Source organism: Micromonospora haikouensis, assembly GCF_000876225.1.
Classification (GTDB): Bacteria; Actinomycetota; Actinomycetes; order Mycobacteriales; family Micromonosporaceae; genus Micromonospora; species Micromonospora haikouensis.
Map to the genome: position 1 here is coordinate 433,766 of NZ_JXSX01000001.1, position 25,135 is coordinate 458,900.

At 70.7% G+C, this 25,135-nt stretch carries 26 protein-coding genes, 1 tRNA gene and 1 riboswitch; of the genes, 11 read left to right on the forward strand and 16 right to left on the reverse strand.

Features of this window, described 5'->3' with window-relative positions:
* Position 1: 1 nt before the first annotated feature.
* Together TK50_RS01900 and TK50_RS01905 are read right to left on the reverse strand one after the other, a co-directional pair.
* Positions 2–1,648 carry a class E sortase gene (locus TK50_RS01900; protein WP_241773896.1) on the reverse strand — a complete coding sequence of 549 codons (1,647 nt, stop codon included), beginning with the start codon at positions 1,646–1,648 and terminating at the stop codon, positions 2–4.
* 281 nt (positions 1,649–1,929) lie between these two features.
* The gene (locus TK50_RS01905) at positions 1,930–2,736 is read right to left on the reverse strand and encodes a DUF881 domain-containing protein (RefSeq protein ID WP_043961082.1); all 807 of its coding nucleotides are present in this window, start codon (positions 2,734–2,736) and stop codon (positions 1,930–1,932) included.
* Between the two features lie 229 nt (positions 2,737–2,965).
* Here TK50_RS01905 and TK50_RS01910 point away from each other — a divergent pair, with 229 nt between their 5' ends.
* The 6 genes from TK50_RS01910 to TK50_RS01935 all read left to right on the forward strand — a co-directional run bounded on the left by TK50_RS01910 (position 2,966) and on the right by TK50_RS01935 (position 10,786).
* The gene (locus TK50_RS01910) at positions 2,966–3,229 is read left to right on the forward strand and encodes a cell division protein CrgA (RefSeq protein ID WP_043961083.1); all 264 of its coding nucleotides are present in this window, start codon (positions 2,966–2,968) and stop codon (positions 3,227–3,229) included.
* 322 nt (positions 3,230–3,551) lie between these two features.
* Complete coding sequence (locus tag TK50_RS01915) at positions 3,552–5,747, forward strand: (Fe-S)-binding protein (protein ID WP_043961084.1); 2,196 nt, start codon at positions 3,552–3,554, stop codon at positions 5,745–5,747.
* 103 nt (positions 5,748–5,850) lie between these two features.
* A complete protein-coding gene (locus TK50_RS01920) occupies positions 5,851–7,161 on the forward strand; it encodes a hemolysin family protein (RefSeq protein WP_043963668.1) in 1,311 nt (436 codons plus the stop codon).
* Positions 7,154–8,155 (forward strand): hemolysin family protein, encoded by a 1,002-nt coding sequence (locus TK50_RS01925; protein ID WP_043961086.1) that lies wholly within the window; start codon positions 7,154–7,156, stop codon positions 8,153–8,155. The genes TK50_RS01920 and TK50_RS01925 overlap by 8 nt, the downstream gene beginning before the upstream one ends.
* A 209-nt stretch (positions 8,156–8,364) precedes the next feature.
* On the forward strand, positions 8,365–9,381 hold the full coding sequence (locus tag TK50_RS01930) for a C40 family peptidase (protein WP_082106123.1): 1,017 nt from the start codon (positions 8,365–8,367) through the stop codon (positions 9,379–9,381).
* Positions 9,382–9,592: 211 nt separating this feature from the next.
* Positions 9,593–9,733: riboswitch (cyclic di-AMP (ydaO/yuaA leader) on the forward strand.
* 12 nt (positions 9,734–9,745) lie between these two features.
* A complete protein-coding gene (locus TK50_RS01935) occupies positions 9,746–10,786 on the forward strand; it encodes a C40 family peptidase (protein WP_043961088.1) in 1,041 nt (346 codons plus the stop codon).
* A 104-nt stretch (positions 10,787–10,890) separates the two neighbouring features.
* Here TK50_RS01935 and dcd read toward each other — a convergent pair whose 3' ends face one another.
* Positions 10,891–11,469: a dCTP deaminase gene (gene dcd / locus TK50_RS01940; RefSeq protein ID WP_043961089.1), complete on the reverse strand. Its 579-nt coding sequence runs from the start codon at positions 11,467–11,469 to the stop codon at positions 10,891–10,893.
* 126 nt (positions 11,470–11,595) lie between these two features.
* Here dcd and TK50_RS01945 point away from each other — a divergent pair, with 126 nt between their 5' ends.
* The gene (locus TK50_RS01945) at positions 11,596–12,201 is read left to right on the forward strand and encodes a pyridoxamine 5'-phosphate oxidase family protein (RefSeq protein WP_043961090.1); all 606 of its coding nucleotides are present in this window, start codon (positions 11,596–11,598) and stop codon (positions 12,199–12,201) included.
* 74 nt (positions 12,202–12,275) lie between these two features.
* Here the strand turns inward: TK50_RS01945 and TK50_RS01950 are convergent, their stop codons facing one another.
* On the reverse strand, positions 12,276–13,259 hold the full coding sequence (locus tag TK50_RS01950) for a zinc metalloprotease (RefSeq protein WP_043961091.1): 984 nt from the start codon (positions 13,257–13,259) through the stop codon (positions 12,276–12,278).
* A gap of 243 nt (positions 13,260–13,502) precedes the next feature.
* Here TK50_RS01950 and TK50_RS01955 point away from each other — a divergent pair.
* A tRNA-Gly gene (locus TK50_RS01955) sits at positions 13,503–13,576 on the forward strand.
* Between the two features lie 115 nt (positions 13,577–13,691).
* A complete protein-coding gene (locus TK50_RS01960) occupies positions 13,692–13,940 on the forward strand; it encodes an e9imm peptide (protein ID WP_043963673.1) in 249 nt (82 codons plus the stop codon).
* A 2-nt stretch (positions 13,941–13,942) separates the two neighbouring features.
* Here the strand turns inward: TK50_RS01960 and TK50_RS01965 are convergent, their stop codons facing one another.
* From TK50_RS01965 to TK50_RS02000, 8 genes are all read right to left on the reverse strand, one after another.
* Positions 13,943–15,139 carry a tyrosine-type recombinase/integrase gene (locus TK50_RS01965; protein WP_043961092.1) on the reverse strand — a complete coding sequence of 399 codons (1,197 nt, stop codon included), beginning with the start codon at positions 15,137–15,139 and terminating at the stop codon, positions 13,943–13,945.
* On the reverse strand, positions 15,139–15,309 hold the full coding sequence (locus tag TK50_RS01970; protein ID WP_241773897.1) for a helix-turn-helix domain-containing protein: 171 nt from the start codon (positions 15,307–15,309) through the stop codon (positions 15,139–15,141). The genes TK50_RS01965 and TK50_RS01970 overlap by 1 nt, the downstream gene beginning before the upstream one ends.
* On the reverse strand, positions 15,302–17,161 hold the full coding sequence (locus tag TK50_RS01975; RefSeq protein WP_043961094.1) for a replication initiator: 1,860 nt from the start codon (positions 17,159–17,161) through the stop codon (positions 15,302–15,304). Before TK50_RS01975 ends, TK50_RS01970 begins: the two co-directional genes overlap by 8 nt.
* Positions 17,158–17,736: a DUF2637 domain-containing protein gene (locus TK50_RS01980; protein ID WP_043961095.1), complete on the reverse strand. Its 579-nt coding sequence runs from the start codon at positions 17,734–17,736 to the stop codon at positions 17,158–17,160. The genes TK50_RS01975 and TK50_RS01980 overlap by 4 nt, the downstream gene beginning before the upstream one ends.
* Positions 17,733–17,924 (reverse strand): hypothetical protein, encoded by a 192-nt coding sequence (locus TK50_RS01985; RefSeq protein ID WP_043961096.1) that lies wholly within the window; start codon positions 17,922–17,924, stop codon positions 17,733–17,735. Before TK50_RS01985 ends, TK50_RS01980 begins: the two co-directional genes overlap by 4 nt.
* A gap of 5 nt (positions 17,925–17,929) precedes the next feature.
* Positions 17,930–18,184 (reverse strand): hypothetical protein, encoded by a 255-nt coding sequence (locus tag TK50_RS01990; RefSeq protein ID WP_043961097.1) that lies wholly within the window; start codon positions 18,182–18,184, stop codon positions 17,930–17,932.
* Positions 18,181–19,800, reverse strand: a complete 1,620-nt coding sequence (locus TK50_RS01995) for an FtsK/SpoIIIE domain-containing protein (RefSeq protein ID WP_199485957.1) — start codon at positions 19,798–19,800, stop codon at positions 18,181–18,183. The genes TK50_RS01990 and TK50_RS01995 overlap by 4 nt, the downstream gene beginning before the upstream one ends.
* A 276-nt stretch (positions 19,801–20,076) precedes the next feature.
* Entirely contained in the window at positions 20,077–20,478 is a 402-nt protein-coding gene (locus tag TK50_RS02000) for a hypothetical protein (protein ID WP_043961098.1), read from the reverse strand.
* Positions 20,479–20,982: 504 nt separating this feature from the next.
* Between TK50_RS02000 and TK50_RS33370 the strand changes: the two genes are divergently transcribed.
* Both TK50_RS33370 and TK50_RS33375 read left to right on the forward strand, forming a co-directional pair.
* Entirely contained in the window at positions 20,983–21,471 is a 489-nt protein-coding gene (locus TK50_RS33370; protein ID WP_144420128.1) for a hypothetical protein, read from the forward strand.
* Positions 21,472–21,547: 76 nt separating this feature from the next.
* Positions 21,548–22,111: a VanZ family protein gene (locus tag TK50_RS33375; RefSeq protein WP_144420129.1), complete on the forward strand. Its 564-nt coding sequence runs from the start codon at positions 21,548–21,550 to the stop codon at positions 22,109–22,111.
* Between the two features lie 159 nt (positions 22,112–22,270).
* Here the strand turns inward: TK50_RS33375 and TK50_RS02010 are convergent, their stop codons facing one another.
* From TK50_RS02010 to TK50_RS34670, 4 genes are all read right to left on the reverse strand, one after another.
* The gene (locus tag TK50_RS02010; RefSeq protein ID WP_241773898.1) at positions 22,271–23,053 is read right to left on the reverse strand and encodes a glycosyltransferase family 2 protein; all 783 of its coding nucleotides are present in this window, start codon (positions 23,051–23,053) and stop codon (positions 22,271–22,273) included.
* The gene (locus TK50_RS02015) at positions 23,041–23,862 is read right to left on the reverse strand and encodes a GntR family transcriptional regulator (RefSeq protein ID WP_043961101.1); all 822 of its coding nucleotides are present in this window, start codon (positions 23,860–23,862) and stop codon (positions 23,041–23,043) included. Before TK50_RS02015 ends, TK50_RS02010 begins: the two co-directional genes overlap by 13 nt.
* Before the next feature lie 149 nt (positions 23,863–24,011).
* Entirely contained in the window at positions 24,012–24,257 is a 246-nt protein-coding gene (locus tag TK50_RS02020) for a hypothetical protein (protein WP_043963676.1), read from the reverse strand.
* Between the two features lie 91 nt (positions 24,258–24,348).
* Positions 24,349–24,885, reverse strand: a complete 537-nt coding sequence (locus tag TK50_RS34670) for a hypothetical protein (RefSeq protein ID WP_241773900.1) — start codon at positions 24,883–24,885, stop codon at positions 24,349–24,351.
* Between the last annotated feature and the right edge of the window lie 250 nt (positions 24,886–25,135).

The following is a 25,135-nucleotide window of genomic DNA, read 5'->3' on the forward strand; positions in this document are numbered from 1 at the left end:
GTCAGCCCCCCAGCTCCGCCGGTTGACCCGCCGACTTGGGCTGCGTACGGGTCAGCTCGGCGTGCACGATCAGGCGCTGGTAGTTGTCGAACTTCGGGTTGCAGGTGGTCAGCGTGAGCACCTTCTTCGTCGGCTTCGCGTCCGGCTGCATCGGCACCGGAGCGACGACCTCGACCTGGTTGGGCTTGACGATGCGCGACTTGTAGACCTGGTAGACGTACCACTCGGTCTTGCCCTCGACGACGATCGCGTCGCCGGGGTTCAGCTCGTCCAGCCGCCAGAAGGTCGCCCGGTTGCGGTGGCCGGCGACGGAGAAGTTGCCCACCTGGCCGGGCATCGCGCTGTCCGGGTAGTGGCCCGGGGCGTACCGGATGTCCTGCTGGGTGACCCCCTCGACCACGACCCAGTTCTTGTCGAGCTTCGGGATGTAGAGCCCGGCGATGGGCTTGCCGTGCGCCGGCGGCTTCGGCTTCGCCGACGCGCTCGCGCTGGGAGCGACGGTCGGGTCGCCGGTGGGACCCCACGCCTGGGCGAGCTGGTTGCTGAGGTCGTTCTGGTGGGCGTCGACGATGGCCGACTTGCCCCACACCTCGTAGCCGGCGAAGAGGAGCACCACCAGGCCGAAGGTGATCAGCAGCTCGCCGGTGAACCGGACCCCGGTGCGCAACCGGCTCCAGAACGTCGGGCGGGTCAGGTCGGAGTAGACGCTCTTGTAGCCCTCGTCGGTCTGCTCGGCCCGGAGCTGGACCACCCGCTCGCCGCGACGCGGCCGGGGCGGCTCGGCCGGCTCCCCGTCGGTGGCGGCCTCGTCGCCGTTGTCGGGCAGGCGCGGCACCGCGCCCATCAGCGCGGTCGCGTCGGGGGCCGGAGGCCGAGGGGGCACCGCCGGGATGACGGCGGTGGCCGCTGGGTCGACGGGGTGACCAGGGCTGCCGCCCGGCGGAACCGGACGCCCCGCCCCCGGGGACACCGGAGCGGGCGACACCGGGCCGGGGCGGTCGACCGCCCCGTGCGGCGGGGTGCCGTGCGGCGGGGTGCCGGGTTGGCGGTCCGCGGCGGGCGGCACCGGGCCGGGGCGGCGGTCCGCAGGGGGACGGTTGACCGCGTCGGGCGGCGCGGTGCCCGGGAAGCCGGACCCACGGGAGAAAGGTGCCCCGGAGCGGTCGGCGGCGCGCGCCTCGATCGGGGGGAGGAAGGCCGTGGGACCGTCGGTGTCGTTCGCCGGGCGGTGACCCGGCCCGAACCCGGCGTCGCCGTCGACGGGCCGCCGCTCGTACGGTGCCCGCCCGGGCTCGGCGCCGTTGCCCGAGGGACGTCCGTACGGCGTCTGGTCGGGCTCGGCCGCCGGCCGGCGGGCCGGGACGTCCACGGGCGGCCGCGCGGCCGGGGCCTGCGGGGGCGTGTCCAGCGGGGGGTGGGCCGGGGGCTGCGGGGGCGCGCCCAGCGGAGGGTGGGCCGGGGCCGGTGGCCCGGATGCGGGCCGCTGCGGGGTGCCGGCGAACCAGTCGGTGCCGCGCCCGGGGTCCGGGGCCGGTGCGGGCCGCTGCTGGGCGCGGGGCCCGGCCAGGGGCGGGGCCGCCTCCGCGGGTGCCCGGCCGGGCGTCGCCGGCCGCTGGGCGTGGGGCACCGCCGGGCGGGGCGTCAGCACGGGCGTGGGCCAGGGACCGGTCGGGCCGGGCCGCTCCGGGCGGGACGGGTCCGGCGGAGCGGCGGCCACCGCGTCGGCGGCAGCCGGGCCAGGTGCGGTCGGGCCAGAACCCGTCGGGCCAGTACCCGTCGGGCCAGAATTAGCCGGGCCAGGGGCGGTCGGGTGGGGGGACGCCGGCCCAGGGGTGGCCGGTTCGGCGCGGTCGAGCCTGGGGAGGAAGGCCGTGTCCTCCTCCTGCCGGCCCCGGTGCCGGCCGTCCCAGCCGTCGTCGGGCCTCCGGGTCACCGGGGCACCGTCGCCGAGCGTAGGGCTGTCGAGTCCTCGAACGCCGGCACCGTGACCGTCGAGACGGTCTCCCGGTAGCCCAGCTGGAAGTCGTTGACCGCGCCCTTGAACATCTGCACTCCCTCAGACGCGGCGAGGGCCTGCCGGAGCGCAGCGGGGTCGCCGATTGCAACGATCTTGAATGGAGGGGAGTACACCCGCCCATGGAGCAGCAGGGTGTTACCTACGCAGCGTACCGCGCTGGTGGCGAGGACGCGGACGTTCATGATTGACATCGCCTCCGCGCCGCCGGCCCAGAGCGCGTTCACCACGGCCTGCACGTCCTGCTGGTGGACGACCAGGTCGTCGTTGGTGGCACCGTCGGGCAGCTCCTGGTCCGCGCGCCGTACGGCGTCGTTCAGCTCGACCGTGACGCCCGTCCCGGTGAGCGCGGTGAACCCGGCGTCCTGCCGGCTGGCGGCGGCGCGGTCCCGCTGCTCCCTGATCGGGCCGTCGGAATCGGCCAGGGTCGCCGTCTCCTCCTCGACCTCGGCCCGGAGCTGGGCGGCCCGGCGCTCGCTCGCGGCGACCTGCACCCGGCGGTCCTCGATGAGCTGGGTGAGCTGGGGCCGGCGGTCCTCGCGCAGCGCGGTGCCGCCGGCGGTCGTCGCGGTGGTGGTGAACAGCAGCCCGGCCGCGGCGGCGATCAGCGGCACGCCGATCGACCAGCCCGGACGCCGCTGCCGGGGACGCCGGGGCAGGAGGCCGACGACCGCCCGGCGGAGAACCTTCTGCCAGGAGGCCGCGCCGGACGTGTACTCCACCGAGCGCTCCTTCCGCGTCGTCTCGTGTCGGCCCGCGACGACGCGGGCCGGTGCGGCGACCCGAACAGTCCCGCCTTTTTCGGTCACTCCGTGCATCGGCCTGACCCCATTCATGGCTTGAACGGGTCATCCGGACTACGCTAGCTGTCGAACATTATTGGCCATGGACCGTCGCCCCCGCGCCCGGTTGTCAGGCCGGACGAGGTCGTCACCCCCTCTGGAGAGCGTCGTGCCCAAGTCTCAGGTCCGCAAGAAGAAGGTGTACACCCCGCCGACGGACGTGCGTCCGACGGCGACGGCGGCGACGCGCAAGCCTAGCCCGGTCTGGCTGCCGGTCACGGCGGTCGCCCTGATCGTCGCTGGCATCGGCTGGCTGGTGGTCTACTACCTCTCCGAGCAGGAATACCCGGTCATGTCGTGGGGTTACTGGAACCTCGCGGTGGGCTTCGGCGCGATGGTCGCCTCCCTGGTCCTGCTCTCCCGCTGGCGCTGACCCGGCGGGCCCGGCCGTCACCGGCCGGGCTGGAGCCTGACCCCCGGCCTGCTTCCGGCACGATCCACGCCACCCCGCCGGGCCCCTGCCCGGCGTTTCGGCGGCGGGCACCCTATGGTGTCCGCAGGGCGGCGCGGCTCAGCTGCGAGATGACTCACGTTACTGTCGGGTAACTCTCGCGTAGGCTGCACTGCATGACCGAGCGGAGCGAGGTCATCGACCGGTCCGGTCAGGGTGCGACGAAGGCGCTGCGCCGGTCGCGCCCCTGACCCGGCCCGGCCGCCGAGCCGCTCGACAGGCAGCAGACCGGGAGGCCAACTCGATGGGCAGCGTCCAGATCGTCACCACGATCCTCGCGGCCGCCATCACCGCCGTGGCGGTGTGGCTTGCGGTACGCGCGGTCATGAAGATCGTGGCAGTCGTCCGGTTGGGCCAGCCCGCCCCGGAGCGGTTCGCCGACCGGGGCACCCGCACGAAGACGATGCTGGCCGAGACCGCCGGCCACACCAGGATGCTCCGCTGGAGCGTGGTCGGCGCCGCGCACTGGTTCGTCATGGTCGGCTTCATCGTGCTGTCGCTGCTGGTCCTGGAGGCATACTTCGAGGTCGTCTCCCCGACCGGCGGCCTGCCGCTGATCGGCGGCCTGGCGGTCTACGGCCTGGTCACCGAGCTGATCGCGGTGCTCGGCACGGTCGGCATCGGAGTGCTGATCGCGATCCGGATCCGCAACCGGCCCTCCCGGCCGGGAGGGCGCTCCCGGTTCACCGGCTCGACCATGTGGCAGGGCTACTTCGTCGAGGCCGTGGTCCTCGCCGTGCTGATCATGGGTTTCGTGATCCGGGGCTTCAAGGTGGCCACCGACCACTTCGAGTACCCGCTGTGGGCCACCCCGGTCAGCCACGCCGTCGGCGCGCTGCTGCCCGACTGGTCGGCCGGCGTCAGCATCGCCGCCCTCATCAAGATCGCCATCTCGATGACCTGGCTGATCGTCATCGCGCTCAACGTCACGATGGGCGTCGCCTGGCACCGGTTCCTCGCCTTCTTCAACATCTTCTTCAAGCGCGACCCGGGCCGGGCCGGCTCCGGCCTCGGCGCGCTGCGGCCCATGATGAGCCAGGGCAAGCCCCTCGACTTCGAGGAGGCCGACCCGGAGTCCGACCAGTTCGGCGTCGCCCAGGTCGAGCAGTTCACCTGGAAGGGCCTGCTCGACTTCAGCACCTGCACCGAATGCGGGCGGTGCCAGTCGCAGTGCCCGGCCTGGAACACCGGCAAGCCACTGTCGCCGAAGCTGCTCGTGCTCAGCCTGCGCGACCACGCGTACGCCAAGGCCCCGTACCTGCTGGCCGGCGGCGGCAAGGACCTCACCGGCGACGAGAAGGCCACCGCCGCCCAGCTCGCCCACGTGGACGTGCTGGCGCTCGCCGAGGCCGAGAAGCCGCTGATCGGCGGCGCCTCCGACGGCGGCATCATCGACCCGGACGTGCTCTGGTCCTGCACCACCTGCGGCGCGTGCGTCGAGCAGTGCCCCGTCGACATCGAGCACGTCGACCACATCGTCGACATGCGTCGCTACCAGGTGCTGATCGAGTCGAGCTTCCCGTCCGAGGCCGGCGTCATGCTGCGCAACCTGGAGAACAAGGGCAACCCTTGGGGCGCCCCGCAGAACACCCGCGAGGACTGGACCAAGGGGCTCGGCTTCGAGGTGCCGCGCGTCGGCGAGGTCGACGACTTCGAGTACCTCTTCTGGGTCGGCTGCGCCGGCGCGTTCGAGGACCGGGCCAAGAAGACCACCCGGGCGGTCGCGACCCTGCTCAACGAGGCCGGCGTCTCCTTCGCCATCCTCGGTGAGGGCGAGACCTGCACCGGCGACCCGGCCCGCCGGATCGGCAACGAGTTCGTCTTCCAGATGCTCGCCCAGCAGAACGTCGAGACGCTGAACGAGGCGTTCGACGGCCGGGAGAAGAGCAAGCGCAAGATCGTCGCGACCTGCCCGCACTGCTTCAACACCCTCGGCAACGAGTACGGGCAGCTCGGCGGCGAGTTCGAGGTGGTGCACCACACCCAGCTCTTGGCCCACCTGGTCAGCGCCGGCAAGCTCACCCCGGTGCAGCCGGTCGACGGCGGCGTCACCTACCACGACCCCTGCTACCTGGGTCGGCACAACCGGGTCTTCGCCGCCCCGCGCGAGGTGCTCGGCGACTCCGTCCAGGGCGAGATCACCGAGATGCCGCGCAACAGCGAGCGCTCCTTCTGCTGCGGCGCCGGCGGTGCCCGGATGTGGATGGAGGAGAAGATCGGCAAGCGGATCAACGTGGACCGGGTCGAGGAGGCCATGTCCACCGGGGCGAGGACCATCGCGGTCGGCTGCCCGTTCTGCTCGACGATGCTCAACGACGGGGTCAACGGCAAGGGGGCCGGCGAGCAGGTCGAGGTGGTCGACGTCGCCAGCGTGCTGCTCCGCTCGATCAAGCCGGCCGACGCCGCCGGCGAGAAGGAGACCGCCACCTCCGGCAGCTGACCCGACGAGCCGGTGCCGCGCGTAGTGATGTGCGGCCCGGCCCGTCGTGGAACAATCCTGCCGAGGTGAACCGATCATCGACAGTCTTCTGGTTGCCACGGTGTTGCCCCTGGTCGGCTTCGTGCTGCTGACCGCGGGCAACGCGTTCTTCGTAGCGGCCGAGTTCGCCCTGGTCACGGTGGACCGGCCGGAGATCGACCGACGGGCCGCGGCCGGTGACGGCGCGGCCAGGACGGTCCGCCGCGCGCTGCACGAGCTGTCCTTCCAGCTCTCCGGGGCCCAGCTCGGCATCACCATCACCGCCCTGCTCACCGGATACCTGGCCGAGCCGGCGCTGGCCCGGCTGTTCGCCCCGGCGCTGCACCCGCTGGGGCCGGCGGCCGACCGGTTCACCCCGTTCCTCGCCCTGGCCCTGGCGACCCTGCTGTCCATGCTCTTCGGCGAGCTGGTGCCGAAGAACCTGGCGCTGGCCCGGCCGATGCCCGCCGCGCTGGCCACCGCCCGGGGGATGCGCGGCTTCTCCCGGACGTTCGGGTGGCTGATCCGGGGGCTGAACAACTCGGCGAACACGCTGGTCCGCCGGCTCGGGGTGGAACCGCAGGAGGAGCTGGCCAGCGCCCGGTCCCCCGAGGAACTGGGCCTGCTGGCCGCGATCTCGGCCCGCGCCGGCGCGCTCCCGCCGGACACCGCGATGCTGCTGCGGCGCACCATCCGGTTCGGCGACAAGCGGGCGGCCGAGGCCATGACCCCCCGGGTGGACGTGATCGCGCTGCGCGCCACGGCGAGCGTCGCCGAGCTGCTGACCCTCGCCCAGCACACCGGGCGGACCAGGTTCCCCGTCTTCGAGGAGACCCTGGACCTGGTCACCGGCGTGGCGGCGGTGCCGGACGCGCTGGGCGTACCGCTGGCGAACCGGGCCAGGACGACCGTCGCGTCGGTCGCCCGCGAGCCCGTGTACGTGCCGGAGAGCCTGGACCTCGACGGCGTCCTGGCCGCCCTCAAGGCTGCCAACGCGGACCTGGCCATCGTGGTCGACGAGTACGGCGGCACCGACGGCGTGGTGACCGTGGAGGACCTGGTGGAGGAGCTGGTCGGGGAGATCGCCGACGAGTTCGACCCGGACGCGGTCGACGACGTCGGGCCGGTCGAGCTGACCGTGCCGGGTGGCGAGCGGACCGTCCTGGTCGACGGGGTGCTCCGCGAGGACGAGCTGGTCGAGCAGACCGGCTTCCGGCTGCCCGAGGGCCCCTACGAGACGCTCGGCGGCTTCCTGATGGCCCGGCTCGGGCACATCCCGGTGGCCGGCGAGACGGTCGAGGAGGGCGGATACGAGTTCACCGTGGTCGAGGTGGAGCGGCACCGGATCGAACAGGTGCGGGTCCTGCGCCCGGAGGAGCCCGGGGACGATGCCTGAACTGCTGGTAACCGTGCTGCTGCTGCTCGGCAACGCGTTCTTCGTCGGCAGCGAGTTCGCGCTGATCGCCTCCCGGCGGACGGTGATCGAACCGCTGGCGGCCGGCTCGAAGCGGGCCCGCTGGGCGCTGTCGGCGATGAACCAGATCCCGCTGATGATCGCCGGGGCGCAGCTCGGCATCACCATCTGCTCGCTGGGCCTCGGCGCGATCGCCGAACCGGCGCTGGCCCACCTGATCGAGCCGCTGTTCCACGCGCTGGGCCTGCCCGACGGTGCCGTGCACCCGTTGGCGTTCCTGATCGCCCTCGGCGTGGTGGTCTTCCTGCACACCGTGGTCGGCGAGATGGTGCCGAAGAACATCACCCTGGCCGGGCCGGAGCCGTCGGCGCTCTGGCTGGGGCCGGCGATGCTGGCGTTCTGCACGGCGACCAAGCCGCTGCTGCTGGCCATGAAGTGGGCGTCGCGGCAGGTGCTGCGGATCTGGCGGGTCGAGGCGACGGACGCGGTCAAGACGGTGTTCACCGCCGAGGAGCTGGCTGGACTCGTGTCGCAGGCCCGGACGGAGGGCCTGCTCGACGCCGAGGAGCACGCCCGGATCACCGGGGCGCTCGCGCTGCACACCCGCACGGCGGCGGATGCCTTGCAACCCTGGTCGACGGTGACCACAGTGGCCGAGGACGTGTCTCCGGCCTCGCTGGAGGTGCTGGCCACCCGCACCGGCCGGTCCCGCTTCCCGGTGGTGCAGCGCGCCACCCGCCGGGTGCTCGGCTTCGTGCACGTCAAGGACGTCCTCGGGTACGCGGGTGCGGAGCGCCGCGCCCCCGTGCCGGCCGGGGTCTACCACCCGCTGGCCGTGGTGCCGCCGGACCGTACGCTGGCCGACCTGCTGCTGTCGATGCGCCGCGAGCGGCGGCACATGGTGCTGGTGAGCGACGGCCGCCGCCCGCTCGGCGTGGTGACCCTCGACGACGTGCTGACAGCCATCGTCGGCTGACGGACCGGCCGCCACCGCGCCCGTCTTCTCCGTCGTCGCCGCGCGGCCCACACCCGTTGTGCAGGAAGGGTTTGCGGGGCGTCACGGTGTGCCGACCCGCCTTGATTCCTCGCGCGGGACTCCCCTAATGTGAGGCGCTGACCGCTGTGGGTCGTCTGCCTCGATCTTCCCTCTCGCGAGGCGCCCGGCGGTCGGTTGCGAAGGAGTCGGTGCCGGTGGCAACCATGCCCCCTCATCGTCATGCCCCGGAACGGTCAACCGCTCGCCCGGGTGGTGCCCGCCGTTTCGCACGCCGCCTGCTCACCCTGGTCGCGGCGGTCGCCGTCGGCGCCGGGACACTGACCGCGCCCGCGTACGCCGAGCCGTCGGTGGACGAGATCGAGGCGCAGATCGACAAGCAGTGGGAGCAGCTTGAGCCCACCATCGAGCAGTACAACAAGGTCCGCGCCCAGCTCAAGGTGAACCGCGAGAAGGCGGCGGAGGTGCAGAAGAAGATCGAGCCGCTGGCGCTCGAGACAGAGCTGGCGATGAACCGCGTCGGCGACCTCGCCTCCCGCTACTACATCTCCGGCCCGTCGCAGGACATCGGCGCGCTGCTGGTCAGCACCAAGCCGGGCACCCTCGCCGAGCAGCTGACCATCCTGGACCGGCTGGCCGCGCAGGAGCGCAAGCAGGTCGAGGGCGTGCTCGCCGTCCGGGCGAAGTACGACACCGAGAAGCAGAAGCTCGACACGCTCATCGCCTCCCAGGAGAAGCAGACCAAGGAACTGGCGGCGAAGAAGACCAAGATCAACGGTGAGATCAAGCGGCTCCAGGCGTCGATGCCGAAGACCGTGGTGTCCACCGAGGGCTGCCCGACGGTCACCGGCGTGGTCAGTGCGGCCGCCCGCACCGCCATCAAGACCGCCTGCGCCCAGGTCGGCGACCCGTACGTCTGGGGTGCCACCGGCCCGAACTCGTTCGACTGCTCCGGCCTGACCCAGTTCGCCTACAAGGCGGCCGGGATCCACCTGACCCACTTCACCGGCGCCCAGTGGAACGAGGGCCGTGCCATCCCGCGTTCCGAGGCCCGCCCCGGTGACCTGGTGTTCTTCTTCAGCGACCTGCACCACGTCGGCCTCTACATCGGCAACGACAAGATGGTGCACGCGCCCCGCGCCGGCAAGCCGGTCAACGTGAGCAGCATCAACACCATGCCGGTGGCCGGCTTCCGCCGACCCGGCTGACCCGGCCCGGCCCCCGCGAAGGCCGCGCCGCGCAGCACCGCCCGAAGGCCCCCGGTCTGGTGAGACCGGGGGCCTTCGCCGTGCGCGGACATCGACGTCGGCCACGGGCATGTACGGTGTGTCACGGCCGGTCGGGTTGCGGATCAACGGCGGTCGTCTCTACTCTGGCCAATTGTCGGCCGGTAGCTGCACCGCCCAGCCGGGCGGTGACGGTGCGACACCGCCGAGTCGCCTACGGGCGAGCCGGGGACCCAGGTACGCCGGGGTGAATCCGCAGCGGCGCTGCGGTAGGGCGCTCTCCCTTCCCGCCCGAACCCGTCAGCTAACCCGGTAGGCGGTAGAGGAAGAAGGAGAACGGAGCCCGGTGGCACTCCATGCCCCGCGGCGCCCGTCACGCCGGTCGGCCGACGCCGACCGGATGCCGGCTGCGCCGCGTACCCGCTGGTCACGCTGCACCACCGTCCTCGCCGCCCTGGTCGGCGTCGCCGTCGTCCTGACCGGCGCACCGACCGTGGCCCACGCCGACCCCTCGGTCGCCGAGATCGAGCGGCAGATCGACGAGGACTGGAACAAGCTCGAACCGATCATCGAGCGGCACAACGCCACCCGCCAGGACCTGGCCGCCAAGCGCAAGCAGGCCGACGCGCTCGCCGCGCGGATCGGGCCGCTCCAGCGCCAGGTGGACGAGGCGTTGAAGAAGGTCGGGGGCCTCGCCGCCGAGGCGTACAAGGGCGACAACCTCTCGGTGGTCAACGCCCTGCTGGGCAGCCGCACGCCGAGCCAGATGATGGGGCAGCTGGAGCTGCTCGACCGGTTCGCCCAGCGCCAGCAGCACGACGTCCAGGCGGTCGTCGACCTCCGCGACGAGCTGGCCGCGAAGAAGCAGCCCCTCGACGAGATGGTCGCCCAGCTCACCCGCACCGAGGCCCAGCTCGCCGCGAAGAAGAAGCAGATCAACGCCGAGATCGACCGCCTGCAGAAGCTGCGGCTGAAGGTGTACGGCAACGGAGGCGGCGGCCCGCTGAAGCCCGCCCCCTGCCCGGCGTCCTACCCGGGTGGCGGCGCGGGGACGGCGGTGAAGTTCGCCTGCGCCCAGATCGGCAAGCCCTACGTCTGGGGTGCCGAGGGCCCGAACTCGTACGACTGCTCGGGGCTGATGCTGGCCGCCTGGGCGAAGGCCGGCGTCTCGCTGCCGCACAACGCGGCCCAGCAGCGGTCGGTGACCGCCAAGGTCAGCCGCGCCGACCTGCGCCCCGGCGACCTGGTCTTCTACTACTCCGACCTGCACCACGTCGGCATGTACGTGGGCGGGGGCTGGGTGGTGCACGCCTCCCGGGCCGGCGTCCCGGTGAAAATGAAGCGTGTCGACGACGGCCCGATCCACAGCTTCGGCCGCCCCGCCTGAGCTGCGAGAAGGGGCCCCTTCCTGACGCATACGGTCGAGAGGGGCCCCTCCTCACACCCCTCGGGCGGCGGACGGCGCATCGTGCCGCAGGGAGGAGCGGGGCGTCAGCGGGGCGGCCAGGTGCGCCAGTTCTGCCAGGAGCGGCTCGGGGTCGGGCCGCGCTGGCCCTGGTAGCGCGAGCCGTAGACCGCCGAGCCGTACGGGTGCTCGGCCGGCGACGACAGCCGGAAGATGCACAGCTGGCCGATCTTCATGCCCGGCCACAGCGTGATCGGCAGGTTCGCCACGTTGGACAGCTCCAGCGTGACGTGGCCGGTGAAGCCCGGGTCGATGAAGCCGGCCGTGGAGTGGGTGAGCAACCCCAGCCGGCCCAGGCTCGACTTGCCCTCCAGTCGGCCGGCGAGCTGGTCGCCGAGCGAGATCACCTCCAGCGTGGAGGCGAGCACGAACTCGCCGGGGTGCAGCACGAACGGCTCGCCGTCGGGCACCTCGATCATGGAGGTCAGGTCGTCCTGCTGCACCGACGGGTCGATGTGCGTGTAGAGGTGGTTGTTGAAGACCCGGAAGAGCTTGTCGAGGCGTACGTCGATGCTCGACGGCTGCACCAGGGTCGGCTCGAACGGCTCCAGCGCGAGCGTGCCGGCCTTCAGCTCGGCGACGAGGTCGCGGTCGGAGAGCAGCATCGCAACACCATAGCGAGGTGGGTGGGCGGGACCGGTCAGCGGGGCTGCTCAGCGGGCCTGCGAATCGGGTACCCGACCCGCGCGTCGCGCTTCGCGTGTCGTACAGGTGTTCGATAGAATGCCGGCATGGCTTCCTGGTCCGAATTCGCCGCTGACGAGCCACGACTCGCCGACGGGATCCGTCATCTCATGCAGCAGTACGGGCCGGGCTTCGGCTACCTGGCCACCGTCCGCGCCGACGGCGGGCCCCGGGTGCACCCGGTGTCCCCGGTGATCACCGACGAGGGGCTCTTCTGCTTCGTCGTCGACTCGCCGAAGCGGCGCGACCTCGAACGCGACGGCCGCTACGCGCTGCACTCCTTCCCGCCGGAGGACAGCGACGACGAGGCGTACGTGGCCGGGCACGCCAGGCCGGTGACCGACCAGGCCCGGGTGGCCCGGCTCGCCGAGATCGGGCGGGCCGCGCCGCAGGTGGACTGGCGGCTCTTCGAGTTCACCGTCGACGTGGCGATGCTGGCCCGGCGCGGCGACGCCGGCACCGTGCGCCCGGGTGAGGCGACCGGCCGGCCGGCGGTGCAGGTCTGGCTCGACCCCGGGGCCGCCGGTGCCGCGACCACCACTACCACTGCCACCACCGACGCCGCGAGCACCGCCCCGGGCGGGGGCGCGGTGGGCGTACCGGATCGGCGGTCGGCCCTCGACGGGCGCGGCGCCCATCGCGCGGCGGCCTGACCCCCCCCACAGACGCCGGTGCCGGCCCGTCGGGAGACGGAGCCGGCACCGGGACGATCAGCGGCAGTGGTGCGTCAGGCCGCGCGGTACGCGTTCCACGCGGTCAGCATGCGGGCCGCCTGGCCGGCGGTGAACTGGTACATGCAGGAGTCGTAGGTGTAGTCCATGAAGTTGGTGATCGGGTCCAGGCCGGTCGCGGTGCAGGTGTCCCGCCCGGTCGGGCACTGGTACGCCGGCGACGCCTCCGCCGGGGTGTCGCTCACGCTGTCGCCCGAGCCGGAGCAGCCGCCCTGGAAGGTGTGGTAGAGGTTCAGCCAGTGGCCGACCTCGTGGGTGCCGGTGTCACCCTGGTTGTAGTTGGTGGCGGTGCCGCCCGGCAGCGACTCGGTCAGCACGACGACGCCGTCCATGCTGTCCAGGCGGCGCTTCGGGAAGGTGGCCCAGCCGAGCAGGTCGTCGCTCAGCTCGCCGAGGTAGATGTTCAGCGTGTTCTTGCCGCCCTCGCGCAGCGACGTCTTCATCGAGCGCTCGGCCGAGGAGCCCTGCACGATCGGGAACCACGCCGGGTTGGTGACCCGGTTGATCTTCTGGAGCTGGAAGCTGAAGGCGGTGGCCGCGCCGCCGGTGGCGCCGCTGTAGGCCTGGTTCAGCACGCTGATCTGCGAGTTGATCATCGAGTCCGGGATGTTGCCGCCGGCGCGGGTGCTGTCCTCCTGGATGACGTGCACGACGACCGGGATGGTCACGGTGGCGAGCGCGGCGGCGCCGGCACCTGCCCGGAAGTTGGCCCGCTCGCGCAGGGCGGCGGCGAGGTCGGCCTCCCGCTCGCGGGTCTCCTTGGCGGTCAGTTCGTTCGGCTCGTGCTTGGCGTGCGCGCCGGCCTTCACCCGGGCGTCCGAGTGGACGTCGGCCGGCTCGGCGCACGCCTCGGTCGGGGCGGCGGAGAAGGCCGAAGCGGCCGGGACGACACCCACGGCGGCGGTGCTGAGCAGGAGCGCGAGGGTCGTCGACGCGACGCCGGCGGTGCGCCGGGTCAGCAGGTTGGGACGGAGTCCCATGGGCCCACCTCTTTCTGGCGGCGCGACAGGGGGTGTGTCGCGCCGTGGCTTGAACGTGCGGGAGACGTTACAACCGATCGAGGCATTTGAGAATGGGCATATGTTGCGGCGATGAAAATCCCGCGTACCGACGATGGCCTGCGGATCTTGGTCGGCCGGGTGTCGGCGTGATCGGGATGATGGGGCGCGCGAGGGGGTGCCTGGGTGCACGCGTCAGCGGTGTCGGGTACAGTGGGTCCGCCTGCGGGTGTAGTTCAATGGCAGAACATCAGCTTCCCAAGCTGACAGTGCGGGTTCGATTCCCGTCACCCGCTCCACGCACGAAGGCCCTGGTCAGGACGCAAGTCCCAAGCCAGGGCCTTCGGCGTTCCACGGTCAACGATCATGCGGCGTGCCATTGGCGTGCCATTAGCCCCGGTCGGGGAGGGCGTCTTGCCTGCGAAGCTGACCCGGGACGAGGCGATCCACCTCGTCGAGCGGATCATGCGGCTCGACTATGCCGACGACGCCGAGCTGAACGACTGGTTGGACAGGCTTGAACGAGATCTCGTCTACCCCGACGTCTCTGAGCTGATCTTCAACGTCATGCCGGAGCTGACGGCTGCCGAGGTCGTTGACCGTGCCCTGGCTTACCAGCCGGTCGAGATGCGGGCCATCCCATGGACACACCCGGGCGGTTAGCCTCACCTGCCGCTGTCCTTCTTGCTCTTCTTGCCCGCCTTGTCCTTGCGCTTGCCGTTGGCGTCGGACTTCTTGCCCTTCTTCCGGTCCGCGCGCACCGCCTCGTGCAGCGCCTGGGCGATGGCCCGGTCAGCTTCGGCCGTCGCGTGCTGGTAGATCAGCGCGGCCTGCGGCGAGTCGTGACCCATCCGGGCCATCAGGTCGCGGGTGCTCGCCCCGGTTCGGGCGGCGAGGGTGTTCCCGGTGTGCCGCAGATCGTGGAAGTGCAGGTTCGGCTGTCCGATCCGGGACACGCTCGCCTTCCAAGCGATGATCTTGTTCAGGTTGCCCCGCCAGATCGGGCGCCCACTCTCGGTAGTGAAGACGAACGCGTCAGGGTGGTCGTCGACCTCGGCCGCCAGGTGGTCACGGACGACCTCGACGACCGCCGGGGGCAGGGTGACCGTGCGCCGGCCGGCCCGGGACTTCGGCGGCCCGAGCACCAGGCCGACCCCGCGCTGTTCGGTGTATGCCTGCCTGATCCTGATCGTGCCGGCCGTCGTGTCGATGTCCTGCCGTTGCAGTGCGGACACCTCGCCCCAGCGCAGGCACCCGAAGGTGGTCACCAGGACCAGGGCGCGGTATCGGGGCGGCACGATGTCGGCCAGCTTGAAGACCTGGGCCAGCGTGAGCACCGGCCGTTCCGCGGCCTTCTCCTGGTCGGCACCGGGAATCTGGCACGGGTTCCGGGTCAGGATCTGGTCTTCCTTGACCGCCGTCATCAGCACCGCGCGCAGCAGCCGATACGCCTTGGCCGCCATGCTCACCGAGACGCCGTTGCCGAGCAGTTCCGCCCGCCAGTCGCGGACCATCGGCGTGTCCAGCCGGCCCAACTCGGTCCCGCCGAGGTACGGGACGATGTGCTTTTCCAGGAGCCAGCCGTACAGGTGGACGGTCCGGGGCCGCAGGTTCGGCCGCTGTTCGATCCACCGCCGTGCGTAGTCGTCGAGCTTCACCTTGGCCAAGTCCGGGTCGACCCACTCCCGCCGCACCATCTGCGCCTCGACGAGCGTCAGGTACCGGTCGGCGTCCGACTTTCGGGCGAACGTCTCCGGCGCGTTCCGCATCCGACCGTCCGGCCCCGGGTACCGCGCCTGATAGCGCCCGGACGGCAGCTTGCGGACGTTGCCGAACCGCCGATGCCCTTCCTTGTTCGCCATCAGGCCACCCGCTGGAGGTCACGCCACACCCCTGAGGCGGTCAGCGGCTCCACGCGCCCGGATTCGACGTGTGCGGCGAGGTCAACGGCCTTGATTCGGACGCTGCGCCCGAGCTTGTGGAACGGGATACGCCGTTCGGCGACCAGGCGGCGCACGTAGCGCTCACTCATGTTGATCCGGGCCGCTGCCTGCTCGATCGTAAGGACCTCGTCCAACTTGATCTTCCTCCCCGTCGTGCTGTGGTGCGATGTGCTGAGTTGCCGAAAGGTCTGCGGGCCCCTGCTCGGCCCGGTCCTTCGCGGCGAGTAGTTCGGTGCGCCAGCGGGCGCGTTCGCTGATCGAGCGCATGAGCCGGAAGGACAGCGGGCCGACGTCGGCGTCGTCGGGTCGGGCGAGTTCCCAGGCGTGCCGGACCCGTTCGGCGGTGGCGCCCTGGTCGTCGACGAGCTGCCCGGGGCTGCCGGCCGTGCTGCTTTCGGTGGTGCCGTTGGCGGTGGTGCTGTCGGTGGTGACGCCGAGCAGTGCGCGTACCCAGGCGCGTACGTCGTGTTTGTGGTCGGCGAGGGTCTTGCCGGACCAGTCGCGGGAGATGAGGATGCGTCGGCCGCCGATGCCGAGGGTGTCGCGTTGGTGGACCTTGCCCTTGCAGCGGCCCGGCTTGAGCTTGGCGTTGGCCTTGCGGGGTTGGATGCCGTAGAGCAGCCAGTTGGCGCACCGTTCGGTGCACGGGGTGACCCGTAGCGCGCGCCATAGGCGGTCGAGGTGGGTGCGTTGCCGGTCGGTGGTCGCTTTGTGGCAGTCGCCGGTGTGCTTGGTGATGTACTTCGTGACGTACCGGATGGTTCGTTCGGCGTCTTCGGTGCCGGGCAGGACGCCGCGGGCGTCGACCTGGGTGCCGAAGCGGACGACGTGCACGGGTTCGGCGTCGGGGTCGTCGTCGATGGCGTCGAGGGCTTCGGTCCAGGTGGTCAGCGGGTGGTGGGTGTCCGGGTCGACCCACGCCGAAGCTTGTTCGTCCCAGACCGGGGGCCGGTCGGCGGTGTACCGCTGGACGTCGACGGGCGGCCACCAGACTTGGTGGTAGGTGGCGGCGGCGACGGTGCGCAGGGTGTCGCGGGCGATGGTGCCCCGGATGGCGAAGTGTGCGTGTGGGGCGAGTCGGCGTTGGGGTTCGACGCAGCCGGCGTACTGGACGTTCCAGCCCTCGCAGCGGCGTAGGTTCTGCCAGAACCGGTCGAGCAGGCGGGGGAAGTGGACGGCGTCCCAGGCGGCGCGGCGGTAGTCGTAGCGGTTGGGGTTGACGGGGGTGCCGTCGGGGCGGACCGGCCCGTAGGAGTCGAGGGTGAGGGTGAGCCACATCGACGGCCGGTAGGTGGAGCCGTCGGGGGCGGTGTAGGTGCGGCCGACGGTGCGGGCTTCGACCTTGCGCCGGGGCAGGTCGGGTGCGTCCTGCCGCCGTTTCGTGGAGCGCTTGCGGCGGCGGCCGGTGTCGTCGTCGCCCTGGTCGTCGTCGGTGCTGGTGTGGGGTGGGCCGACGCGCCCGCGCAGGCCCTCGGCGGCGATGGCTTCCTCTACCTCGCGGATGGCCTCGTCGAGGTCTTCGACCTGGTCCCACTGGCAGGCGCGTGATGCCTCGTCGCGGGAGAACTCCAGGTGTGCGCGGAACAGGATCAGGGACTTCTGCGCTTCGGTGGCGGGTTGCGGGCCGGGTAGGGGTTCGTCGTCGCGGTGCCAGCCCTCGCGGATCTGGGCCTGTCGCAGCCGGCGGTTCTTCTTCGCGCACGGTGGGCACTTGTCTTCGCGGGTCGCGCCGCAGGGCAGGTCGATGACCTCGGTCAGGCCGGTGTCGAGGTCGGTGCGGCGCATGGCGAGAGGGCGGACGCAGACGCCGTACTCGATGGCGATCTGCTTAAGCACGTCGACGGAGCGGGGCAGCGCCATGCGGGCCGCCCGCGACCCCGGCCGAGGAGCAGCAGCCGGGGTCGGGACGGGTTCGAGGCCGGGCAGGGTGGCAGCGGTCATCGGATGATCCCGACGACGTGCGGCCGGTTCGACTGGACGACGCCGCGCGGGGGCAGGATCACCGCCGGGGCGGAGACGGCGGCCGGGGCGGGGACAGCCGGCGGCACGGGGTCGGCCGGATGCTCCGGTTCGGGGTCGGTGGTGGTCTGCTCGGGTGTCTCGTCCCAGTCGACCGGGGGTTGGTCGGGTTCGGGGGCCGGTGGCAGGGCGGGGGCGTTGGACAGGACGACCTTGACCAGGGCGAGGAACGCCAGGGACGGCACGGCGGCCACGGTCCAGCCCCACACGGACGGTTCGGCTTCGGCGACCTGGGCGGCGAGGGACAGCAGCGCGAACCCGACGAGCAGCGAGGCGACCAGGCCGACCGGGCGACACACACGGCGGCGGGCACGTAGTTCGAGGCCGAGGTAGATGGCCATGAGTTCGACGGCTACGGCGTTGGCCCAGCCGATCCAGTCGGGTTGGCCGTGGGCGACGGACAGGTCGTGGACGTGGGTGAAGGCGGCTGCGCCGGCCATGGTGCCGATGGCGAGCAGGATGACCAGGCGTACGGCGGTTTCGGTGCGCTCGGTCATCGCCACTCCTGCAAGGGCTTCTCGCGGATGGTGAGGTCGATGCGGATGCGCCGGTCGGCCATGTCGGGGCGGCGGCTAACCATGTGGGCCAGGCCGTGCAGGGCGGCGGCGGTCTGGTCGGCGGGGCCGACGAGGCGGATGCGCAGCGGACGCCGGAGCCGGTTGACGATGCGGGTGAGGGTGGTCATGGCGGTTACCTCCGGGCCGGTCGGATGTCGGTGCGGATGTAGTCGGGTGGGGTGCCGAGGGTGGCGACGGCTTCGGAGAGGCAGCGCCACAGCGCCCACGCCTCGTCCGGGGTCAGGGACATGCGTCGCCGGCCCGCGCCGACGGCCAGGTGGACCGGGTACGGGTCGGGCCGTTCGGGGTCGACGCGGACGGACACGGCGGTAGTTGGTTCGGGGGTGCGCAGCCGGTAGAACCGGCGTCCGTTCGGCGTGTTGGTCATCGCGGTTCACTCCCGCCGTTGGGGTCGAGGAGGTTGCGCAGGGCGTCGGGCAGCAGCGGCCCGGACGGCTTGCGGGGCAGCGGCGTGCGCACCGGTTCCGGGGTCGACTTGCGGCCGACCTGGGCGAGGATGTCCGCCGCGTCAGCCGGGGCCGGATACCGGCGGGCGAGGTCGCGGATGTCGTCGTCGGTGACGTAGGAGAAGCGGACCCGCAGGGGTTCGGGGGTGCCGTCGAGGATCACGTACCCGACGCCCTTGGCCCATCGCGGCATCTGATCGGCCAGGGCGCCCCGGTTGCGGGCACCGTCGCCGAGGACCATGTCCACCTGCGCCGCTTCGGTGAGGCCGAGCGCGATGCGGGTGGGGAACAGGTCCCGGAACGGCAGCACCTCCTTGCGTGGGTCCTGCAACGCGGCCACGACTAGGACGCCGACGCCGGCCCCCTGTGACAGCAGCAGCCCCAGCGAGCCCGCGATCCGCCTACGCAGGTCGACGTCTTGCAGGTACGCGGTGAGGGCGGCCATTTCGTCGATGACGACCACGACCAGGGGGTCGGCTTCGGTCGGGGTGTGGACCCGGACGGTTCCGGCGAGCCGGGTCTGACGTTCCCGCATCACCGTCACGGCCTCGTCGAGGAGATCAGCCATGGCCTCGAACGAGGTGCCGGCGAACCTGGCGAACAGCGGGCGGCCCATGGCGAACTCCATCCCGCCCTTGGGGTCGATCACCCACAGCCGGACCAGGCCCGACGTAATGCCGCCGGCCAGCGCCCGCACCAGCGACCACAACACCGAGCCCTTACCGGAACGGGTGGCCCCGCCGATGAGCACGTGCGTGGCGAGCAGGCACAGCGACCAGGTGCCCAGGTTCTCCCGCCGAGCCAGCGGCAATGCGGTGAAGTCGGGGACGGGTGAGGCGTCGAACGGCGGTACGACCGGCCGCAGCGCGTCGGTGCGGACGAGCACCAGGTACACCAGCGTCGGGCGGTCCCGGAACCGCACCCGGTCCACCCAGCCCAGCAGCAACGCCCAGTAGCCGGTACGGGTCGGCGGGGCGTCGGGCCGCTCGGAGTAGACCCGGGCGTGCCGCCGGCCGAAGGCGTACGCGAGGTTCGCTGTAACCTTCTGGAAGTCGGCCGGGGTCTGCCCCCGCACCATGCGGACGGTCAGCACGTCGAGCGCCTGATCCGACCGCACCCGCAGCAGCTCCGGCAGGACCGGCCGATGGTCGTACGTCTCGGCCAGGCCGCACAGGGTCATGGCCTCGTGCCACGCCCGCCGATACACGAACACGTGCCGGAAACGGCCGAGCAGCGGACCCGCGCACCACCGCCACCAGGACGCCTCATCGCGCCACCGCCACAGCGCCGACACCGCCGAGGACAAGACCAGCGGCACCACCACGCCCAGCACACCATGCTCGGCGTAGAGGACGACCGCGGCCACGGCCAGGCCCACGGCGACCGGGTGACGCAGGCACCACCAACAGAACCGGGCCAACCAGCGCAGCACCACGCCAAGCACGACCAACCACATCGGCAGGACGAACCGCTTCGGCCGGATCACCAACAGATCCCCGCCCGACGTCAAGATCACCTCACCACGAGGGCGGCGCATCACCGCGCACCCCGCAGGGACACGAACCGGCCCGACGCATCCCGGACCGGAGGGAACGGAAGAACGAGCTGCCCGACGCAACCGGCACACCGACCGTCGGCACCCGTGGCCGGGTCGAACCGGGACTGACACACGCCGCACCGCGCCTGAACGGGGGCAGCCGAACGCCTACGCTTGGACACGTCACTACCTCTCTCGACAGAGCAGGGGAAAGAGACACAGGGGGCGGGGCTGCCGTCCGCCAAGACCTGACAGCCCCGCCCCCACCCGATACGGCTACGCCGCCGCCTTCTGCTTGCCGGCCACGCCCGCCGGGGCGCGCATCCCGGTCGCCCGCAGCGAGTACGCCATCCGACCGGTGTTCGACACGTACGGCGTCACCGTCATGCCCTCGAACTCCACCGCCTCGAACGGCGCACCCGTCGGCGGCACCGGCTGGTGATCCGCCGAGATCTTCACCGTCGTCTCCCGGGACCGCTTGCCAAGCTCCGGGTCCAGGTCCATCACGCGCACCTGCCACACCCTCTGACCGGTCAGCTTGTCCTTCGCCGGACTACGCCGGCCCGTCTTCTCGTCGTAGTCCTCGACCTCACCCAGGGACTCGGGCACCAGGGCGCACCCCGCCGGGAACACGTCCTCACAACGCACGGCGAACCTCGCACCGCCACGCAGAGCCATCGCTCAACCTCCAAGTTGTTGACATGTCTGCCAAGTGAGACTCCAAGGTAGACAGCACTTGGCAGACAAGTCAACAACTCTAGTCGTGTGGGTTGGCGACCGAACCGGCAAACTCGCAGCGCCGCGGCGAACCCGCTTGGCGAGGATCGACCGAATCCTCAACGGATGTGACGAGCTAGCGTGAGCCCGCCACGCTCCCGTAGTCGGAGGTCCGTCAGTTCAGATGAGAAGCGAACGCGGCCGAGCGATCGACGCACGAGCAGCGAAGGGCAGTCAGCGCGATGGTGGATTCCTGGATCGAACGAGAAGTGACGGCCGCTGCCCGGCAAGCCAGCTTGGGAACCTTGACTCTCGGGAGTGGATCACTTACAGTAGGTAATTCCCTTCAGAAGCGTCTTTCGCCATTGAGGTGTCGAAGCAGGACGGAGCATTCAAGCGATGTTGCGAGTAATTGGCCATCGGCTATGGCATTGACTCATGTGGATTGCATGCTAGGGTCGGACCATGACTCTTCAGAAAAGCAAGGGAAAGCGCGTCGCCCGCTTGGCAGCCATCACGGCAACGCTAACCGTTGGAGTGCTCGGGCTTACCGCCGCGCCAGCACACGCCATCAATGTGAACGACTGCAGTGGCACCGGAGGGAGCTGGCGGGGCAGCGAGGAGGGCAGCCTCAGCAATGGGGTGCTGCAGGCTGGTTTCTGTGTCGACACCGACAGGAAAGCGACCCGCACGACTGTGCAATACATCAAGAGCGGTGGCGGCACTGTAACCCTTCGGTTTGGCTGGCAGATTATCAGCCCAAGCGACACCGTCAAGGAGACCTACTGGGACGAGGGGGCCTTCACTCAAAGTGCTGGCCAGACCAAGTACTACCGCTTTGAGTACCCGACTTGGCGGCCGTCGTATGACAGCACCTACAAGTGCGGTCGAGGCATCATGAAGGATCAGAACAGCGGCACTCAGTACGTTACCAAGCTAGTCTGCAACATGTAGCGGCAGCTCACCTCCGCCCGTTCAGTACCTGGGTCCGCGCACCCGACGGGCGGATGCTCGACTGAAAGAGGGACTGTTGGGCGAGATTCAAGTAGTTTTACAGGCTTGGATCGGCGACAGACGCTTGCTGGCAGCGTTGCTGATAGGGGTAAGCCTGGCCTTGGCGGCTGGCCCGCTCATCGCCAAGGCTTGCCACCGGAGTCGAAGATGGACGACCTTGACGCTGGTTAGCCTGGCGCCAATCCTCGCCTTTACCGCCCTAACTCCACCTGGCCAGCCATTGCTCTTGTCGGTTTCGAATGGAATGCCAGAGTCATTCTTGGCACAGTTTGGTGATCTTGCGCTGATTAAGTATCAAGTCACCACCTTTGGAGGCAGTGCCGAGAAGGCGGCAAACGTAGCTCTGTATGTACCCCTTGGCTTCGCATCCGCCATGGCTGGGCGCCGAATCGTGATCACTATTGGCGCGGGAATCATGACCTCTTTCGCAATCGAACTCTGGCAGGCACTCAACTCTCGCTCCGGAGAATTTGCTGACGTATTGCACAACTCCGTCGGGGTGGCAACTGGCGCCCTCTTGGCCTTCATGCTGATCAAACGTCAGGAGCCTAAGCCTGTTCGACAGGAAACTCACAAGTAGGTGTATCGCGCACGAGTTTTGGGGCAACGTGTTAGAGCACCGAACGGTCCAGCTCGCGGAAAGATTCCGATGGAGACCCTCCTGCCACCACTTCCGCCAAAATCTACGAGGCGGGGATAAATAAGCGTCGGGGTACTCCCGGGATGCCGGGACGCGAGGCTATGCCGTGGGGCCGCCGCCGAGGTCGAAGCCGTTCGGGATCATCGAGGTCAGGGCGTGGGCTCTGGCCTCGATGATCCTCATGCGTGCCTGATACTCGGCGGGTTCCCGGTGTGCGGCTTGGCTGGTGACCTGGCCGGGCCACTTGCGGTAGAGCAAGCCGTACTCCCGGGTGAAGTAGCCCTCGCTGACCGCGTTGGCAGCCAAGAGAAGGCCGGTGTCCTCGGACGCGGGCAGGGCCATCCAGCCGCCGAGGGCGAAGACGAGATCCCGGCGCAGGCACAGCGTCGCCGGATGCACCGAGGCCCGATAGTCGTTGGCCTGCCAGAACGACAGGACCGCACCGCGGTCGATGATCCCGCCGGCCGGGTCCTTGTCCCATCCGGCGGTTGACCCGTCGGGGAGCAGGTCGAGTACCCGCGAGGTGGTCCAGCCGATCTGCGGGTGCGCGTCGAACGCGGCGATGTCCCGGGCCAGTGCCCCGGGGGTCAACTGGTCGTCGGCGTCCAAGACCTTGATGAGCTGCCCGGCAACCCGAGAGAGCGCGAGGGTACGGGCGACGCCAGGCCCGCCGGGACGCCCGGTGCCGAGGCTGATTCGGGGGTCGTCGGGCAGCGCGTCGACGAGGGCACCGGTCTGTCCGTCTTCCTGGACGAGCCATTGCCAGTCCCACCCCGGGGGCATGTCCTGCTTGGCCAGCGACTCGTACGCGCCCGCAAGGTACTCGATGCTGGGCGCGTGGACCGGGGTGATGACCGAGACGAGCTGCGTCACGTTTTCCACCGCTGGAGTTTGTGGGAGTAGACAAGCTCAGTCCGGTCGCCCGGCATCACCACGTCGGCCACCTCGACGACACGGCCGGTGGTGTCGACGGAGGTCTTGCGCACGGTGAGCACGGAGACGCCCGGGTCGATGTCCAGCAACTCCGCCTCGTCCGGCGACGGCGGCCGGGCACGGATCTCGTCGTCGATGCGGTCCAGCTCGATGCCGAGGGTGTAGAGCTGGTGTTGCGTGCCGCCCGGCCAGGGTTCCTTGCTGGCGTCGAGCAGGTCGGGGTTCGCGGCCACCAGGTCGTACGGCAGATAGGAGTACGAGACGGTCAGCGGCGCGTTCTCGTGCCGTGACGAGGTCCAGTAGACCCGGCGCAGCAGCGGCGTGCCCGCCTCGACCTGGAGGGCCGCCGCCATGTCGGCATCGGCGTCGACGCGGGTGTACTCGGCGTGGAACTTGAGGTCGTCGACGGTCAGGCCGGTGTCGTGCTCGGTCGCGCCGGTCTTCAACCGTTCGGCCTCGTCGAGCAGGACCCGATCCTTCTCCCACTGGTACCGCTCGTTGTTGCGACGGCGTACCCGTTGGCGGGGTGCCCGCACGTAGGTGCCGCGCCCCTGCTCGGCCCGCACAAGGCCCCATTCCCGCAACTGGCGGATGGCGTTGCGCACGCTCGTGCGGGACAGCCCGGAGGTGTCGGCCAACTCGGTTTCGCTGGGCATCAGCGTGCCGGGGGCCAGTTCACCGCTCACGATCTTTGCCCGCAACTCTTCGGCGAGTTGCAGGTAGCGAGGGCGCCAGTCCCGACCATGCACACCGGTCACCGTACCCCCTAGACGTTCCAACGTCTGCCAGGTGGTCCCCCCAGCCGGCCGCTCGGGAACCGCAGGCACCGCCACCGCCGTCCGTGACGACAGCGTCCGACGCGGACCCGGAGTCCGAGGAACAGGTACGCCCCGACGACTGCTGGCGTTCACCGCGTCTCCCCTGCCTGTTCGCGCGGGTCGGTCGCCGCCTGCATGGCCTGTCGGGCGTGGGTCAGTTCTTCGATGAGCCGGTCCACCTGGGCGGCCGTCAGCAGCACGGTTTGAGTCGCGCCGTAGCGGGTCGCGTCGAGCTTGACGGCCAGGTCCCGACGCGCGAACCGGTCGACGAGCAGTTGCACGCTGACCCAGCCGGTCCGCTCCCGCCCGATGGTCGCGAGAAGCCCTCGATGCATCGGATCGTTCGGCCCGCAGCCCCGGCACCAGACCGGGCACACGACCGGCGCAGCCGACGACGACGGCCGGGCGTCCGTCACGGGTACGGCCTCACTCATCGTCGGCCCCCTGGTCGCCGGCGGCCTGCTCCAGCAACCCAAGAAGGTGCTCGGCCAGGTCGGCTGCCTGCGGCAACGTCAACTCTGCCCAGGTGTTGCCCGCCCGGCACGTCGCGTGAACCCCCACCATCGGACCGAGCCCATCCGCAGCGATGAGGTAGGTGGCGACAACCCCGGATGCGCGGGAGTCGCCGACGCGGTGCATCTGGCCGCGATGGCGGCGGGCCATGTGCGCCATCACCGGCGGCACCAGATAGCCGCAGCGGTCCGGTGCACACCATTCAGGGTGGGCCGTGACCCCGAAGGGCCTGATCGTGTGCCTCATCGCGGACACCGCCCGCCGTTGCCCCGCGTCGCCTGCGCGAGGGTCATCAGCGGCGCGTAGGGCAGTACAGGTACCTCCCGCGTCGGAGCCACCGACCACCACGGCGACGGCGGAACCGAGGCAAGGGGACGCGGGCGGGACGGGGCGTTGCTGCTGGCGGGCCGGATCGGCGTTCGCGTTCGTGGCCACCAGGACGAGAACCATCCGCGCCGACGGTGAGAGCCGGACATCGCACCTCCAGAGGTAGGAGGGCCGGTGGCCAGCCATGGAAGGAGATGGCCAGCCACCGGCCCGGATGAAGGCACGGCGCACCGTCCGACACAGACGGGTCGGGTATCGCCGAGCCAACTTGTGCACGGCTACCGCAACCGGTCCGACAGGACGCCGCGCTTCAAGTGCGACCAGGGCCGACCCGACCACCCCTGACACGAGCCGTCACCCTGGCCGCACAGAT

Bases quoted from the DNA above. Each gene is read 5' to 3' on its own strand.
- TK50_RS01915 (WP_043961084.1), top strand. From the start codon at position 3,552: ATGGGCAGCGTCCAGATCGTCACCACGATCCTCGCGGCCGCCATCACC.
- TK50_RS01925 (WP_043961086.1), top strand. From the start codon at position 7,154: ATGCCTGAACTGCTGGTAACCGTGCTGCTGCTGCTCGGCAACGCGTTC.
- dcd (WP_043961089.1), bottom strand. From the start codon at position 11,469: ATGCTGCTCTCCGACCGCGACCTCGTCGCCGAGCTGAAGGCCGGCACG.
- TK50_RS01945 (WP_043961090.1), top strand. From the start codon at position 11,596: ATGGCTTCCTGGTCCGAATTCGCCGCTGACGAGCCACGACTCGCCGAC.
- TK50_RS01950 (WP_043961091.1), bottom strand. From the start codon at position 13,259: ATGGGACTCCGTCCCAACCTGCTGACCCGGCGCACCGCCGGCGTCGCG.
- TK50_RS01965 (WP_043961092.1), bottom strand. From the start codon at position 15,139: ATGGCGAACAAGGAAGGGCATCGGCGGTTCGGCAACGTCCGCAAGCTG.
- TK50_RS01970 (WP_241773897.1), bottom strand. From the start codon at position 15,309: ATGAGTGAGCGCTACGTGCGCCGCCTGGTCGCCGAACGGCGTATCCCG.
- TK50_RS01975 (WP_043961094.1), bottom strand. From the start codon at position 17,161: ATGACCGCTGCCACCCTGCCCGGCCTCGAACCCGTCCCGACCCCGGCT.
- TK50_RS01980 (WP_043961095.1), bottom strand. From the start codon at position 17,736: ATGACCGAGCGCACCGAAACCGCCGTACGCCTGGTCATCCTGCTCGCC.
- TK50_RS01985 (WP_043961096.1), bottom strand. From the start codon at position 17,924: ATGACCACCCTCACCCGCATCGTCAACCGGCTCCGGCGTCCGCTGCGC.
- TK50_RS01990 (WP_043961097.1), bottom strand. From the start codon at position 18,184: ATGACCAACACGCCGAACGGACGCCGGTTCTACCGGCTGCGCACCCCC.
- TK50_RS01995 (WP_199485957.1), bottom strand. From the start codon at position 19,800: ATGCGCCGCCCTCGTGGTGAGGTGATCTTGACGTCGGGCGGGGATCTG.
- TK50_RS02000 (WP_043961098.1), bottom strand. From the start codon at position 20,478: ATGGCTCTGCGTGGCGGTGCGAGGTTCGCCGTGCGTTGTGAGGACGTG.
- TK50_RS33370 (WP_144420128.1), top strand. From the start codon at position 20,983: ATGACTCTTCAGAAAAGCAAGGGAAAGCGCGTCGCCCGCTTGGCAGCC.
- TK50_RS02020 (WP_043963676.1), bottom strand. From the start codon at position 24,257: ATGCATCGAGGGCTTCTCGCGACCATCGGGCGGGAGCGGACCGGCTGG.
- TK50_RS34670 (WP_241773900.1), bottom strand. From the start codon at position 24,885: ATGGTTCTCGTCCTGGTGGCCACGAACGCGAACGCCGATCCGGCCCGC.